Source organism: Streptomyces sp. NPDC053542, from assembly GCF_044544685.1.
In the GTDB taxonomy this organism is placed as follows: Bacteria; Actinomycetota; Actinomycetes; order Streptomycetales; family Streptomycetaceae; genus Streptomyces.
Map to the genome: position 1 here is coordinate 174,098 of NZ_JBITXL010000003.1, position 14,836 is coordinate 188,933.

12 protein-coding genes are annotated in these 14,836 nt (G+C 71.2%); 9 read left to right on the forward strand and 3 right to left on the reverse strand.

What is annotated here, in order from left to right:
* Positions 1-72 precede the first annotated feature (72 nt).
* Positions 73-258 carry a hypothetical protein gene (locus ACIGXO_RS08755; protein WP_399782362.1) on the reverse strand — a complete coding sequence of 62 codons (186 nt, stop codon included), beginning with the start codon at positions 256-258 and terminating at the stop codon, positions 73-75.
* A gap of 596 nt (positions 259-854) precedes the next feature.
* Here ACIGXO_RS08755 and ACIGXO_RS08760 point away from each other — a divergent pair.
* From ACIGXO_RS08760 to ACIGXO_RS08795, 8 genes are all read left to right on the forward strand, one after another.
* Entirely contained in the window at positions 855-4,553 is a 3,699-nt protein-coding gene (locus ACIGXO_RS08760) for a nitrate- and nitrite sensing domain-containing protein (protein WP_399782365.1), read from the forward strand.
* 9 nt (positions 4,554-4,562) lie between these two features.
* Positions 4,563-4,976 (forward strand): roadblock/LC7 domain-containing protein, encoded by a 414-nt coding sequence (locus tag ACIGXO_RS08765; RefSeq protein ID WP_030257979.1) that lies wholly within the window; start codon positions 4,563-4,565, stop codon positions 4,974-4,976.
* Between the two features lie 79 nt (positions 4,977-5,055).
* Positions 5,056-5,466 carry a DUF742 domain-containing protein gene (locus ACIGXO_RS08770; protein ID WP_399782368.1) on the forward strand — a complete coding sequence of 137 codons (411 nt, stop codon included), beginning with the start codon at positions 5,056-5,058 and terminating at the stop codon, positions 5,464-5,466.
* The gene (locus ACIGXO_RS08775; protein WP_031051534.1) at positions 5,447-6,025 is read left to right on the forward strand and encodes an ATP/GTP-binding protein; all 579 of its coding nucleotides are present in this window, start codon (positions 5,447-5,449) and stop codon (positions 6,023-6,025) included. The genes ACIGXO_RS08770 and ACIGXO_RS08775 overlap by 20 nt, the downstream gene beginning before the upstream one ends.
* Before the next feature lie 330 nt (positions 6,026-6,355).
* Positions 6,356-9,514: a nitrate- and nitrite sensing domain-containing protein gene (locus ACIGXO_RS08780; protein WP_399782371.1), complete on the forward strand. Its 3,159-nt coding sequence runs from the start codon at positions 6,356-6,358 to the stop codon at positions 9,512-9,514.
* 10 nt (positions 9,515-9,524) lie between these two features.
* Entirely contained in the window at positions 9,525-9,938 is a 414-nt protein-coding gene (locus ACIGXO_RS08785) for a roadblock/LC7 domain-containing protein (protein ID WP_030257992.1), read from the forward strand.
* Positions 9,939-10,022: 84 nt separating this feature from the next.
* Positions 10,023-10,634 (forward strand): DUF742 domain-containing protein, encoded by a 612-nt coding sequence (locus tag ACIGXO_RS08790; RefSeq protein WP_399782373.1) that lies wholly within the window; start codon positions 10,023-10,025, stop codon positions 10,632-10,634.
* Positions 10,615-11,193, forward strand: a complete 579-nt coding sequence (locus ACIGXO_RS08795; protein ID WP_073447656.1) for an ATP/GTP-binding protein — start codon at positions 10,615-10,617, stop codon at positions 11,191-11,193. The genes ACIGXO_RS08790 and ACIGXO_RS08795 overlap by 20 nt, the downstream gene beginning before the upstream one ends.
* Before the next feature lie 66 nt (positions 11,194-11,259).
* Here the strand turns inward: ACIGXO_RS08795 and ACIGXO_RS08800 are convergent, their stop codons facing one another.
* Positions 11,260-13,032 (reverse strand): dihydroxyacetone kinase family protein, encoded by a 1,773-nt coding sequence (locus tag ACIGXO_RS08800; protein ID WP_399782376.1) that lies wholly within the window; start codon positions 13,030-13,032, stop codon positions 11,260-11,262.
* Between the two features lie 200 nt (positions 13,033-13,232).
* On the opposite strand from ACIGXO_RS08800, the gene ACIGXO_RS08805 reads away from it, so the two are divergent.
* Positions 13,233-14,531: an MFS transporter gene (locus tag ACIGXO_RS08805; protein ID WP_399782379.1), complete on the forward strand. Its 1,299-nt coding sequence runs from the start codon at positions 13,233-13,235 to the stop codon at positions 14,529-14,531.
* A gap of 68 nt (positions 14,532-14,599) precedes the next feature.
* Here ACIGXO_RS08805 and ACIGXO_RS08810 read toward each other — a convergent pair whose 3' ends face one another.
* A complete protein-coding gene (locus ACIGXO_RS08810; RefSeq protein ID WP_399782382.1) occupies positions 14,600-14,827 on the reverse strand; it encodes an acyl-CoA carboxylase epsilon subunit in 228 nt (75 codons plus the stop codon).
* Positions 14,828-14,836: the final 9 nt, after the last annotated feature.

Sequence of the window (14,836 nt, forward strand, 5' to 3'; positions counted from 1 at the left end):
CTTGCCGGGAGTGGACACCCCAGGCTATCGCGGGAGCGGGGCCCGCCCTCTGTCCTTTTTGTGCGCCGCGTCCTACTCGGGCGCGTCCATGAGGACGGTGCGGCGGGGGTTGGCGGTCTGGGTGGGCAGCTCGACGGCGTGCTCCGGCTGTGCGGCGTCCTGGACCGGTGCGCTCTGCAGCTCCTCGGCGTCCTTCAGGTGCGTCAGGGTCGTGCGCCGCGGGTTGGCTATGGAGCGGAACATCATCGTCGTCTTCACTGTCGGAATGCCTCGCGTATCTCGCTGTGGTGGTCACTGCCCATGCAGGTGCCGCTGGGCGATTGCGGCACCGGTGTAAAGCGTCAGGCTATGCGCGCTATTCCCGTCGATCTTGCGCTCAAGTCGGTGATCACCATGTGAGTTTGCTCACGAACAGTGTGGCAAATGCCGCAATTTTCATGATCGAGCGCCGTTGACGAAACGGACATTGGCGGAGCGAAGCACATGTTCCACTCCCCTTTACTGGGGCGGGGGCGGGACGCTATGGCGCCCGTAACGCTCGCAAAAGTCCCTTATAAGGGGCGGGGGCTTCTACTGCTCGTTACTCACTCCATACATTGCGTCACTCATGTCACAGCCAGGGGCTCCGCTCTTGTTGCTGATGCGGCACTGTGCTGGAATTCCACGGACCGCCGCATGTTTCACACGGCGCGCAGGGGGCGCACAGCAGCGCCGCGCGGTGGTGGCCGCTCTCTTCGCCAGAGGGAGTAGCCCGCCGGTCACACTCACGACCGCCATGGGGCCCGCGGCCCCCTACGACTCGACACCGTCCCGCCGTACGCGGAGGGACGCCTGGTCCAGAGGTTGCGACGCTAGTGCAGGGACGTTACAAGAGGGATGGCAGCGCTGCGGCTGACCCGGAGCTGCGCGGCGGGACCGACCGCGCCTCCTCGCAGCAGCGCGCCCAGAGCAACGGTCCGGCGAGCGGCACGTTGCCGACCGACCGGACCGACCCGGCGCCGGTCGGCGACTCCGCCGCCGAGCGCCCCAAGACCAAGGGCCCCGTGGGCCCCGGGTCCCGTCTTTCGCTGCGCAACTGGCGCATCAGCACGCGCCTGGTCTCCCTGATCGCGCTGCCCGTGGTCGCGGCCACCACGCTGGGCGGCCTGCGGATCAGCAGCGAGCTGGACAACATGGACCAGCTGGACCGCATGCAGCTCCTCACGGAGATGACGCGGCAGGCCACCGAGCTCGCCGACGCGCTCCAGGAGGAGCGGGACCGTTCGGCGGGCCCGCTGGCCGGCTCCGGCAACACCAAGGACGACACCGATGTGGTGGCGCCGCGCGAGGAGACCGACCGCGCGATCAAGTCCTTCAAGGAGCACACCGACGACGTCGACGCGGCACGCGGCTCGATGGCCGGCGTGCGCGCCACGATCGTCGACATCCAGCGCCAGCTGGGCACGCTCAACGAGGTACGGAACAAGGCGTACTCCGACGACGAGAACGTCGCCCAGACGATCACCAGCTACAACCAGCTGATCACCTCCCTGCTCGCGCTGTCCCAGGACATGGCGCAGGCGACCAGTAACCCGGAGATGATCCAGAGCACCCGCTCCCTGGCCGCGTTCTCCTCCGCCAAGGAGTACGCGTCGATGCAGCGGGCGTTCGTCAGCGCCGGTCTGTCCAACAAGGGCCACGCGCACCTGTCCGCGAACGACCGGCTGGCCGGCCGTACCGCCGAGGACAACGAGGAGTCCGCGCTCAAGCGGTTCTCCAACATCTACCCCGGCGCCGCGTCCCTCATGGAGGGCCTGGACAGCGGCAACGACGACATCGAGCACGCGAACTCCTTCGCGGACCGCAGCTTCAAGACCGAGTCGGGCATCCGCGGTGAGCAGATGTCGTACCTGGACTGGTACGACCTGGACACCAACAAGATCAACCTGATGTCGCGGATCGAGACGACGCTGCTCTCGCAGATGGAGCAGAAGTCCCGCGAGCTGCGCAACGACGCCACCACCGGCGCGATCCTCAACGGCGCGGTGATCCTGCTCGTCCTGGGCATCTCGCTGATCGGCGCGTTCGTCGTCTCCCGCTCCATGGTCCGCTCGCTGCGCCGGCTGCAGGACACCGCGCAGACGGTCTCCCAGAAGCGGCTGCCCGAGCTGGTCAAGCACCTCTCCGAGGCCGACCCGCAGGACGTGGACACCTCGGTCGAGTCCGTGGGCGTGCACAGCCGGGACGAGATCGGCAAGGTGGCCACCGCGTTCGACGAGGTGCACCGCGAGGCCGTCCGGCTGGCGTCCGAGCAGGCGCTGCTGCGAGGCAACGTCAACGCGATGTTCACCAACCTCTCGCGGCGGTCCCAGGGCCTCATCCAGCGCCAGCTCTCGCTGATCTCGGAGCTGGAGTCCCGCGAGGCCGACCCCGACCAGCTCTCCTCGCTCTTCAAGCTCGACCACCTCGCGACCCGAATGCGCCGTAACGGCGAGAACCTCCTCGTCCTCGCGGGCGAGGAGCCGGGCCGCCGCTGGACCCGCCCGGTCCCGCTGGTCGACGTGCTGCGCGCCGCCGCCTCCGAGGTGGAGCAGTACGAGCGCATCGAACTGAGCGCGGTACCGACCACCGAGGTCGCGGGCCGCGTCGTCAACGACCTCGTGCACCTCCTCGCCGAGCTGCTGGAGAACGCCACCTCGTTCTCCTCGCCGCAGACCAAGGTCAAGGTCACCGGTCACGCGCTGCCCGACGGCCGCGTCCTGGTCGAGATCCACGACACCGGCATCGGCCTCTCCCCCGAGGACCTCTCGGCGATCAACGAGCGGCTCGCCAGCCCGCCGACCGTGGACGTCTCGGTGTCCCGCCGGATGGGCCTCTTCGTGGTCGGCCGGCTGTCCCTGCGGCACGGCATCCGCGTCCAGCTGCGGCCCTCCGACTCCGGCGGTACAACGGCCCTGGTCATGCTGCCGGTGGACGTCGCGCAGAGCGGCGGCGCCGGCAAGAAGCCCGGCCCGGGCGGCAAGGCCGCGGGCGGCCGCGGCACCGGCGACGCGGGCGGCGGCCACGGCCAGCACACCAGCCGGCTCGCCGGCCTCCAGCCGCGCGGCCAGGTCGGCGCGGGCCCCCGTACGGCGCTGCCCACCCGCCCCGGCGCGGGCCAGCCCGGCGGCGCCCCCGGCGCTCCCGGTGCCCCGGCCCCCGCGCAGAACAACGCCTTCGGCAACCGTCCCGCGGCCCCCGCCGGCCAGGACCGGCCCACGCTGCCGGTGCGCGGCGGCGAGCCGGCCCAGCCGCCGGCCGCGAGCCACCAGCCGACCGTGGCCCCGCCCACCGGCGCACCCGCGCCGCGCGGCGAGCGGCCGCAGCTGCCCACCCGCAGCCCGGCCGGCGAGCTGACCGGCCCCAGCGCGGCCGAGTCCGCGCCGCGGGAACCCAGCCAGCAGCCCGGCGCCAACTGGGGCGCGCGGCGCGAGGCGGCCGACGACTGGCCGCTGGCGCCCCGCCACGGCCAGGAGGAGCACCCGCGCGGCCACGAGGAGCCGGAGCACCCCGGCCGGCACCGCGGCGACGGGATATCCGGCCGCCCCGGGACCACCGGGCAGTTCGAGCGCCCGGCGGCCGGCGGCCCCGGCGACACGGCGCAGTTCGAGCGCCCCGACTTCGGCGGGCAGCGCCCCGGCGCGAACGCCCCGGCACGCGGCGCGTCCCCCGCACAGGGCGCCCCGCAGGGCGACCGTCCGCTGTGGAGCGGTGAGTTCGAGCTGCCCGCGGCGCCGTCGTCCGGACAGCCCGCCGAGGAGGCGCCCGCGCCTCCCCCGGCGTCCGCCGCGCCCGCCAGCCCGATGTGGAGCGGCGAGTTCGCCCCGCAGTCCGCGCAGGACGGCCGTCCCGCCGAGGAGAGTGCCCCGGCGCCCGCCCGCGGCGAGGAGGCCCCGCGCGGCGGCCAGGCGTACGACAACGACTCCTTCGGCCGGGACGACTCCTTCGGCCGCGAGGACGCCTTCGGCGGGGACGGTGCCTTCGGGCGCGCGCCCCGCGCCGGTGAGGTCCCCGTACAGCAGCAGCCGCACTCCGCTCCGGACGACGCCGATCTGCTCGGCGGCCCCGCGCCGCGGAGCACGGGCGACGCGGGTTCGCCGATCTTCGACACGATCGAGTCGAATTGGTTCACCCAGCCGGGCGGCAGCGCGGCCGAGGAGCCCGCGAGCCGGCCGCAGAGCGCCCCGGAGTCGCCGCGGCTGCCGCGGCGCGAGCCGACGGGCCGGGGCGCGCAGGCGCAGGCCGAGTGGCGTTCCACTCCCAATGACGACGTCTGGCGCCGGGCCGAGCAGGTCCGGCAGCCCGCGGCCGGGGGGATCACCACCTCCGGGCTGCCGCGCCGCGTCCCGCGTGCGAACCTCGTCGCAGGCACCGCGCAGCAGGAGCCGCGTCCGGGCGGCCCGCAGGTCTCCCGTTCGCCCGACGACGTGCGTGGCCGGCTGACCAATCTCCGCCGGGGCATCCAGCAGGGCCGGCAGGCCGGGCACACCGGCACGCACCCCGTCGTGGACCCCACTCACCAGCAGGAGCGTTAGTTGAGTCCGATGAGCCAGGCGGCGCAGAACCTGAACTGGTTGATCACCAATTTCGTGGACAACACCCCCGGGGTGTCCCACACGGTGGTCGTCTCGGTCGACGGTCTGCTGCTCGCGATGTCCGAGGGCTTCCCGCGGGACCGGGCCGACCAGCTCGCCGCGGTGGCCTCCGGGCTCACCTCCCTGACATCCGGCGCGTCCCGCATCTTCGAGGGCGGGAACGTCAACCAGACCGTGGTGGAGATGGAGCGCGGCTTCCTCTTCCTCATGTCCATCTCGGACGGATCGTCGCTGGCCGTACTGGCGCACCCGGAGTGCGACATCGGCCTCGTCGGTTACGAGATGGCCCTGCTCGTGGACCGTGCGGGCGGCGTGCTGACGCCGGACCTGCGGGCCGAGCTGCAGGGCAGTCTGCTGAACTGATCCACCACCGACCCCACGTGCCGAATCCCCCCCCACCGGCCCGATCCGACGACAGCCAGTTGTCCAGCCCGGAGGACCCATGACCCCGCCACCCGCTTCGCCCGGCCCGTACGGCTACAGCAGCCAGCCGTACGGGGACGACGGGGGCGACCAACCGCTGGTCCGCCCGTATGCGATGACCGGAGGCCGGACCCGGCCGCGCTACCAGCTCGCCATCGAGGCGCTGGTCAGCACCACGGCCGATCCCTCCCAGCTGCCCGGACTGCTGCCGGAGCACCAGCGCATCTGCCATCTGTGCGCCGAGGTGAAGTCGGTGGCGGAGGTCTCCGCGCTGCTGCACATACCGCTCGGCGTGGCCAGAATCCTGGTCGCCGACCTGGCCGAGGCCGGCATGGTGGCGATCCACCAGCCCGGCGGCAGCGGTGAGGCCGGCGGCACGCCCGATGTGACCTTGCTGGAGAGGGTGCTCAGTGGACTTCGCAAGCTCTGACGCCGCGTCCCGTTCGACCACGTCCGCGAAGATCGTGGTGGCGGGCGGTTTCGGCGTGGGCAAAACCACCTTTGTCGGGGCGGTTTCCGAAATCAATCCGCTGCGTACCGAGGCCGTGATGACGTCCGCTTCCGCGGGCATCGACGACCTCAGTCACGTCCAGGACAAGACGACGACCACCGTCGCCATGGATTTCGGGCGTATCACCCTCGATCAGGATTTGATTCTCTATCTCTTCGGCACGCCCGGCCAGGACCGTTTCTGGTTCATGTGGGATGATCTGGTCCGCGGTGCGATCGGTGCCGTGGTACTCGTCGACACCCGCCGGCTCTCCGACTGCTTCCCCGCGGTCGACTACTTCGAGAACAGCGGGCTGCCGTTCGTGATCGCGCTGAACGGATTCGACGGACAGCAGCCGTACACCCCCGACGAGGTGCGCGAAGCGCTGCAGATCGGCCCCGATACGCCGATCATCACGACCGATGCCCGGCACCGCGGCGAGGCCAAGGGTGCCCTCATCACGCTCGTCGAACACGCTCTTATGGCGCGGCTCAAGTAACGCTGCCGTACGGTCAGTTGCGCCGGGGCGCGCTGTGTCCTTGGACACGCCGGGCCCCGGCGTTCATAACGTTTCGACAGAGAAATCCCGGGACCTCGACACCGGATGCGCACAGCTGGCTTCGCTGTGTTCACTTTTCCCCCGGCTTTTGCCGCGCCTCGCCCTTAACGCCCCTTTTATCTGGCGTCCCGCGGGGCTTGCTCATCTTGTGCGCACTGTTTGGAACGCGCGGCCCTGACGTGCTGGAATTCGCTGAACTCCGGAGTAGGTAACGCCCAGAACGAAACGGCACAGCGAGATACGTGCCGGCGCCGAGAGGTTGTTGGTCGAGTGAGGCGAAGCAAGTCGGGCCCCGCGCCGCAGCAGGCGGCGCAGCGGGGCAACTTCACACCGCCGCCGCGTCATACGGCGTCGCCTTCCGACGCGCCTGAAAGTCCGCTGAGCAGCCGGCCCGTGCGTGGCAACCGGATGTCCCCGCGCAACTGGCGGGTGGCCACCCGGCTCAACGCGATCCTGCTGCTGCCCGTCATCCTGGCGCTGATCTTCGCCGGGCTGCGGGTGAACACCTCGGTCTCGACCTGGAACGAAGCCCAGGACGCCGAGAACACCGCGAAGCTGGTCCAGGCGGCCGCCTCCTACGGCCAGGCCCTCGTCGACGAGCGGGACCGCACCGCGGCGCCGCTCCTCCAGGGCAAGCGCAACGACCCGGTCGTCCGGGACGCGCGGGCCGAGACCGACGCCGCCGCCGCCGACTTCCACGACGCGGTCAAGAACATGCCCGACAAGCCGGGCCTGAAGCGCCGCCTCGCGGTCTTCGAGAAGGTCGAGCCCAAGCTCGAAGTGCTGCGCAAGGCCGCCTACACCTCGCAGCTGACCGGTGTGCAGACCGAGGAGGGCTACACCGAGGTCCAGCACCCGCTGATGGAGTTCTCCAACGAGCTGGGTCTGGGCACCGGCAACATCACCTCCTACGGACGCACGGTCTACGCCGTCTCGCTGGCGAAGGCCGCCACCTCCCTGCAGCGCTCCATCGGCACCCACCTGCTGGTGCACCCGGCGACGAACGCCAAGGAGCGCAAGAAGCAGCTCACCGCGTTCGCGTCGTACGCCTACCTGGAGGGCATCGCCGTCGGCGAGTACACCTCCGGCGGCACCCCCGAGGACGTCGAGCGGCTGAAGACGGACTCCGCGGCCCTCAAGAAGAAGGGCCAGGAGCAGGCCGCCAAGGCGCGGAAGCAGGCCCTCGCGGCCGGTAGGCAGTTCCAGGCGCCGCCGTCCATCGACGCGATGGTCCAGGCGATCTCCTCCGGCGCCTCGCCGCAGCTGCTCGCCGCCAAGGGCGTCACGCCGCAGACCTGGTTCGCGGCGTCCACCGGCAAGTTCGACATGTACCGCGGTATCGAGGAGGACCTCGCCGACAAGGCGGTGGCCGAGGCCGCGCAGATCGCCGACGACGCGCAGCAGACCACCTTCGTGGACTCCGGCGTCGCGCTCGGCGCGCTGATCATCGCGTTCCTCATCGCCGGCCTGATGGCCCGCTCGATGACCCGCAACATGCAGGAGCTGCGCACCGCCGCCTTCGGCATCGCCGAGCAGCGGCTGCCGATGCTGGTCGACCAGCTCTCCCGTACGGACCCGGGCCGGGTGGACACCCGCGTCAAGCCGATCCCGATCACCACCACCGACGAGATCGGCGAGGTCGCCCGGGCGTTCGACCAGGTCCACCGCGAGGCCGTGCGGCTGGCCGCCGAGCAGGCGCTGCTGCGGGGCAACGTCAACGCGATCTTCACCAACCTCTCGCGCCGTAACCAGGGCCTGATCGAGCGGCAGCTGTCCCTCATCACGGACCTGGAGAACAACGAGGCGGACCCGGACCAGCTGGAGAACCTCTTCCGCCTGGACCACCTCGCCACGCGTATGCGGCGCAACGGCGAGAACCTCCTCATCCTCGCGGGCGAGGAGCCCGGCCGCCGCTGGACCCAGCCGGTCCCGCTGATCGACGTGCTGCGCGCGGCCACCTCCGAGGTGGAGTCCTACGAGCGCATCGAGCTCCAGGGCTTCCCCGAGAGCGAGATCCACGGCCAGGCCGTCACCGACCTCGTGCACCTGCTGTCCGAGCTGCTGGAGAACGCCACGACGTTCTCCTCGCCGCAGACCAAGGTGCGGGTCACCGCGACCCGTCTCCCCGACGGCCGCGTGATGATCGAGATCCACGACAAGGGCATCGGGCTCACCCCCGAGGACTTCGCGGACATCAACCACAAGCTGGCCAACCCGCCGACCGTCGACATCGCGATCTCCCAGCGCATGGGCCTCTTCGTGGTCGGCCGGCTGGCGGACCGGCACGGCATCCGCGTCCAGCTGCGCCCCTCGGGCGAGCAGGCCGGCACCACCTCGCTGGTCATGCTGCCGGAGGCGATCACCCACGGCGGTGGCGGCGAGGACCAGTTCGAGGACGACTTCACGGTCTCCCGGATCATGCCGGAGCACCCGCAGTCGTTCCAGCAGCCCGAGGACATGCGTACCGCCGCGGAGCTCGGCTTCGACGACCACTACCGGCCGTCGGACGACTCCGCGGACCTGGACCCCGTGGGCCGCTCCCTGCTCCGCGAGGAGCGCCGCGCGGCACTGGAAGCTCAGAACGGCGCTCCGCGGCACGGTGCGCCGGGCCAGGAGCCCGCGCAGAACCCGGCGCAGGACTTCGGCGGGCTCCCCCGGCGCGGCGAAGCGGAGCGCACGGGCGCCGCGTACGACGGCTTCCAGGAGCAGCCGTACGCCCCCCAGGAGACCGCCGGGCAGCAGTCCCACGACGGGCCCGCCGGCGCCTACGACGACCGTTCCTTCGGTGGTCAGAACCTGTTCGACCAGGGCTCTTCGGAGCGCACCGGCGAGCAGCCGCAGTACTCCGCAGACGGCCGGCAGGGTCCCGGACGGAGCGAACCCGCTCCGTTCCAGGGCTACTTCGGCGGTCAAGCGGAATCGGACCACAATGGTCCCGACGCTCCCGCGCAGCCGCAGGAACGCGTAGCATTCGATCGTCCGGGTCCCACCCCGAGCGAAACCCACTCCCTGACCGACGCCGGCCTTCCGCGCCGCGGAGGTGACAAGGCCCCAGGGCAGCAGGAGTGGCAGCAGCCCGAGGAGCCGGCGTCGCCCCAGCAACAGCGGAGCACGTCGGAGGACAGCTTTGGTTGGCGTACCGCCAACGATGAGCGCTGGCAGCGGGCGGAGCAGCTTCGCGAGCCGAAGGCAGGCGGGATCACCTCCTCCGGTCTCCCCCGGCGGGTGCCCAAGGCCAATTTGGTCGAGGGCACGGCGGAGCAGACTCTGCAGGGCGGCCCCCAGGTCTCCCGTGCGCCCGAGGACGTCCGGGGCAGGCTGAGCAACCTGCGCCGCGGTGTCCAGCAGGGACGCAGTGCCGGTATGGAGTCACCCAAGAATGACCAACAGGGCTTCGGCCCCGGCAGCACCTACGATCAGGAGCGTTAGTGTGAGCCCGATGAGCCAGGCGGCGCAGAACCTGAACTGGTTGATCACCAACTTCGTGGACAACACCCCCGGTGTGTCCCACACGGTCGTGGTCTCCGCAGACGGTCTCCTCCTCGCCATGTCCGAGGGGTTCCCTCGGGACAGAGCCGATCAGTTGGCGGCGGTGGCCTCCGGGCTCACCTCGCTGACCTCGGGTGCCTCCCGCATCTTCGAAGGCGGGAGCGTCAACCAGACCGTGGTGGAGATGGAGCGCGGGTTCCTCTTCATCATGTCCGTCTCGGACGGATCGTCGCTGGCCGTACTGGCGCACCCCGAGTGCGACATCGGCCTCGTCGGTTACGAGATGGCCCTGCTGGTCGATCGCGCGGGCAGCGTTCTCACGCCCGACCTGCGCGCCGAACTGCAGGGCAGCCTTCTCAACTGACAGACAGGCAGTGCGTTTCTCGCCACCGCACCATAGGGTGCGGTGGCGCGACCGGCGTCGGATTGGCAAGTTGGAGGAGGAAACGTGGCAACGCCCCCTAGCGGATACCCGTACGATTCCGGGCATCTGCCCGAGTCGCAGGGCGAAACCCAGTACAACCGCTTCAACTTCCCGTCCGCGCCGAGTCGTCGGCAGCAGCGGCCCGAGCCGCAGCAGCAGTCCTACGACATGCCGTACGGCACCCCCGCCGCCTCGCCCTACGGCTATGGCGACGAGGGGCCCCGGGTTCCGCGCATAGAACCGTTCCAGCCGCCGCAACGGCGCGCCGAGCCGTCGGCGCCGACCGGTGGCGCGCAGAACCCGCTGGTCCGCCCGTACGCCATGACCGGGGGCCGCACCCGGCCGCGCTACCAGCTCGCCATCGAGGCACTGGTGCACACCACGGCCGGGCAGGCTCAGCTGCAGGGCCAGCTGCCGGAGCATCAGCGCATCTGCCATCTGTGCCGCGAGATCAAGTCGGTCGCCGAGATCTCCGCGCTCCTCTCCATCCCCCTCGGCGTCGCCCGGATCCTCGTCGCCGACCTGGCGGAGGCCGGACTCGTCGCCATCCATCAGCCCGGCGGTGACGAGTCCGCCGGCGGACAGCCAGATGTGACACTGCTCGAAAGGGTGCTCAGTGGACTTCGCAAGCTCTAGCGGTGCAGCCCGCTCCACCACCTCCGCGAAGATCGTGGTGGCGGGCGGCTTCGGCGTGGGCAAGACGACCTTCGTCGGGGCCGTCTCCGAGATCAATCCGCTGCGTACCGAAGCCGTGATGACCTCCGCCTCGGCGGGCATCGACGACCTGACGCACGCGCCGGACAAGACCACCACGACGGTGGCGATGGACTTCGGCCGTATCACGCTGGACCAGGACCTGATCCTGTACCTCTTCGGTACGCCCGGTCAGGACCGTTTCTGGTTCATGTGGGACGACCTGGTCCGCGGCGCCATCGGCGCTGTCGTCCTCGTGGACACCCGCCGCCTGGCGGACTGTTTCCCCGCGGTCGACTACTTCGAGAACAGCGGCCTGCCGTTCGTCATTGCCCTCAACGGCTTCGACGGACACCAGCCGTACACGCCGGACGAGGTCCGTGAGGCCCTCCAGATCGGCCCGGACGCCCCGATCATCACGACGGACGCACGGCACCGCAGCGAGGCCAAGAGCGCGCTCATCACGCTCGTGGAACACGCGCTGATGGCGCGGCTTCGCTGACGCCGACGGCCCGCCCGTACGCGAAGGGCCCCGCACACCGTGGTGTGCGGGGCCCTTCGCGCGCCGTCAGCGCAGCGTCGCCCCCACGGCGGTGACGAGCAGCGCCAGCGAGGTCGCACCCGCGTCCGCGTGGCCGTAACCGAGATCGCCCATGCGGGCAGCACGGCCCCGGGCCGGTACGAGTTCCGCGGTCGCGGCGGCCGCCTTCGTGGCGGCCTCGGCCGCGGCCCGCCAGGCGGCAGCGAGCGGCTCACCCGTACGATTCGCGAGTTCGGCCCGGAACGGGTCCACCGCATCCAGCAGGGTCTTCTCACCGACCTGCGCGCCGCCCAGCTCGCTCACCGCCCGCTGCGCCGCACCCACCGCCTCCGCGAGCAGCCCCGTCGTACAGCCGGTGCCCTCCGGAGCCCGTACGAGCACGGCACCGGTCTCGGCAAGCAGCGCCCCGTACAGCGCGCCCGACGCGCCCCCGGAGGCGTCGGCGAGGGCGAGACCGGCGGAGAGCAGCGCGGTACCCGCCGAGCGCGGGTCCCCGGCCGGCCCCGGTTCCGCCGCGCGCGCTGCGGCCACCGCCGCCCGCAGCCCGCGGACGATCCCGATCCCGTGGTCCCCGTCGCCCGCGACCGCGTCCAGCCGCCCCAGCTCGTCCTCGTTGGCCGCGACCAGGTCCAGCGCGGCCTGAAGGGCGGCGGTGGCGGGCAGGTCGGCGGCGGACGGCCCGGCCGGCGCGTGCGCCCGCGCCTGCTCAGCGGCGGCCGCCGGGGCCTCGCGTACGTCGTCCGCGTCCCTGCGGGGCCCCGGCAGGCTGCGGAAGGCCGGGGTGTCGCAGGGCGCGTCGTACAGCTCCGCGAGCTCGTCGTCGAGGACCATCACCGACAGCGAGACGCCCGCCATGTCGAAGGAGGTGACGAACTCGCCGACCTCCGGGCGGAACGGCGTCAGCCCGGCCTCCCTCAGGCGCCGGTTGACCTGCCGGAAGACGACGAACATCTCCTCGTACTTGGTCCGGCCCAGGCCGTTGAGCAGCACCGCGACCCGGCCGTCCCCGCCCTCGGGGAGCCGCGGCAGCTCCGGGAGGAGGTTGTCGACCAGTTCGTCGGCGAGTTCGGTCGCGGTGAGGCTGCGGGTGGTGCGCAGGCCGGGCTCGCCGTGGATGCCCATGCCCAGCTCGGTGGTGCCCTTGTTCACGGTGAACAGCGGCTCGCTCGCGCCGGGCAGCGTGCAGCCGGCGAAGGCGGCGCCGAAGGTGCGGGTCATGGCGTTGGCGCGGGCGGCCATCCGGGTCACGCCGTCCAGGTCGTCGCCGCGCTCGGCGGCCGCGCCCGCCACCTTGAAGACGAAGAAGTCGCCGGCCACCCCGCGCCGGTCGCGCGAGGGGTCGATCTCCTGGCCCTCGACCGGCGGCGGGCCGCTGGCCACGTCGTCGGTGACCAGGACGGTACGTACGGGCACGCCCTCGGCGGCGAGCCGGCGGGCCGCCAGGCCGAAGTGCATCACGTCGCCCGCGTAGTTCCCGTAGGACATCAGCACGCCCGCGCCGCCGTCGGCGGCCTTGGCGGTGCGGTAGATCTGCTCGGCGCTGGGGCTCGCGAAGACGTCGCCGACCGCGGCGGCGTCCGCGAGCCCGGGCCCGACCAGTCCGGCGAAGGCCGGGTAGTGGCCGGAGCCGCCGCCGATGACGACGGCGACCTTCCCGGGACGCGGGACATGGCGGCCGACGACGCCATAGGTGTCGGGGACCCGCCGGAGCGTGCGCGCGTACGCGTCGGCCAGTCCCTCCAGCCAGTCCTCGCGGAAGGTCGCGGCGTTGTGTCCGAGGCCGTCGGGCGTCGTGGTCATCAGGGCACACTCCTTTGTTCCGTCCCTGTTGGATTTAACACCCGGATCACAGATCCGTCACCCCTCAGCGCGTAAATCACGCTCGGTGCTGTGAATATCACGGCTCAGAAAACCCGGAATCACATCTTGCATGTGAAGTTCACAGGATTCATGCTGCTGATGTCCCACCCTCACCACCCTCGCTCCCACGGAGGCGTGACATGGCTCCCCCCTCGGCGCTCTCACTGCCCGACCGCCTCGGCATTCCCAAGCCGCTGGTCTTCGGCTACCTCGGCGTCCTGCTCTTCATGATCGGCGACGGTGTCGAGTCGGGCTTCATCGCGCCGTACATGGCGGACCACGGCGCCGGTACCGAGGTGCACGCCTCGTACGTCATCACCGCCTACGGTGTCACGGTCATGCTCGCCTCCTGGCTCTCCGGCGCGCTCTCGGACCTGTGGGGTCCGCGCCGCGTGATGCAGCTGGGGCTGGCCGTCTGGATCGTCTTCGACGTCCTCTTCCTGGTCTTCGCGCTCGGTCCCGAGAACTATCCGCTCATGCTGGTCTTCTACGGGCTGCGCGGCTTCGGCTACCCGCTCTTCGCCTTCGGATTCCTGGTCTGGATCACGGCGACGGCGCCCATGGCACGGATGGGGGCCGCTGTCGGCTGGTTCTACATGGCCTTCACCGGCGGCCTGCCCACGCTGGGTTCGCTGGTGGCCGGCGCCACCAACCCGGTCTTCGGCGCGTTCGGCACGCTGTGGGTGGCGCTCGGCATCATCGCGCTCGGCGGCGCCTTCTGCATGCTGGGCGTGAAGGAGCGGACCGGCTTCTCCCGGCTGGCACCGCCCGAGGTCAGGCCGGTGCAGTCGCTCATCTCCAGCCTCTCGATCGCCTGGACGCACCCCCGGGTCGCGGTGGGCTGCGTGGTGCGCGTCATCAACACCGCGCCGGAGTTCGGCTTCCTGGTCTTCCTGCCCACCTTCTTCGGCAAGGAACTGGGCTTCGGCGAGGGCCGCTGGCTGACCCTGCTCGCCGTCATCTACGGCACGAACGTCGCCTTCAACCTGATCTTCGGCGTCATCGGCGACAAGATCGGCTGGCGGAAGACCATCGCCACGTTCGGCGGCCTGGGCTGCGCCGTCACCACGCTGACGCTGTACTTCGTGCCGCAGGCCGTCGGGCACAACTACCCGGTCGCGATCGTCTGCGGCATGCTCTACGGCATCACGCTGGCCGGCTTCGTCCCCATCTCCGCGCTGATCCCGTCGCTCGCCCCGGAGAACAAGGGCGGCGCGATGGCGCTGCTGAACCTCGGCGCGGGCGGCGCGGCCTTCGTCGGCCCGGCGATCGTCAGCCTCTTCCTCACCCCGGTCGGCCCGGCCGGCGTCGTCATCATCTTCGCCGCGCTGTACGTCGTCTCCTCGCTGCTCACGCTGTACCTGAAGCTGCCCGAGCCGTCCGCGGACACCACTCCCCCGGAGCCCGCGGTCGAGGCGGCCGGCGCGGTGCGCACCTGACCGCCCCGGTACGCCGAAGGGCCCCGCACACCGAGGTGTGCGGGGCCCTTCGTACGTACTGCTCGTGGTTACCGCTGCCAGGAGCGCGCGCCGTGGAAGCCGCGCTGACGCTCCAGGCGGCGCCAGCGGGCGGCGGTGGCGTACGGCTGCGCCGGAACGTCGGCCGGCCGGTGGGCGGCGCGGGCGAGCAGCACCGCGGTCAGCGCGGCGAGCTCCTCCTCGCTGGCCTCGCCCTTCTCGACGCGGACCAGGGAACGGTCGGAGGTATCGGCAGGGTTCACTTTCGTCGTCTCCAAGGTCGCAGG

What these genes read in the sequence shown, in the direction of transcription:
- ACIGXO_RS08765 (WP_030257979.1), top strand. Translation starts at nt 4,563, where the DNA reads ATGAGCCAGGCGGCGCAGAACCTGAACTGGTTGATCACCAATTTCGTG.
- ACIGXO_RS08770 (WP_399782368.1), top strand. Translation starts at nt 5,056, where the DNA reads ATGACCCCGCCACCCGCTTCGCCCGGCCCGTACGGCTACAGCAGCCAG.
- ACIGXO_RS08785 (WP_030257992.1), top strand. Translation starts at nt 9,525, where the DNA reads ATGAGCCAGGCGGCGCAGAACCTGAACTGGTTGATCACCAACTTCGTG.
- ACIGXO_RS08800 (WP_399782376.1), bottom strand. Translation starts at nt 13,032, where the DNA reads ATGACCACGACGCCCGACGGCCTCGGACACAACGCCGCGACCTTCCGC.
- ACIGXO_RS08805 (WP_399782379.1), top strand. Translation starts at nt 13,233, where the DNA reads ATGGCTCCCCCCTCGGCGCTCTCACTGCCCGACCGCCTCGGCATTCCC.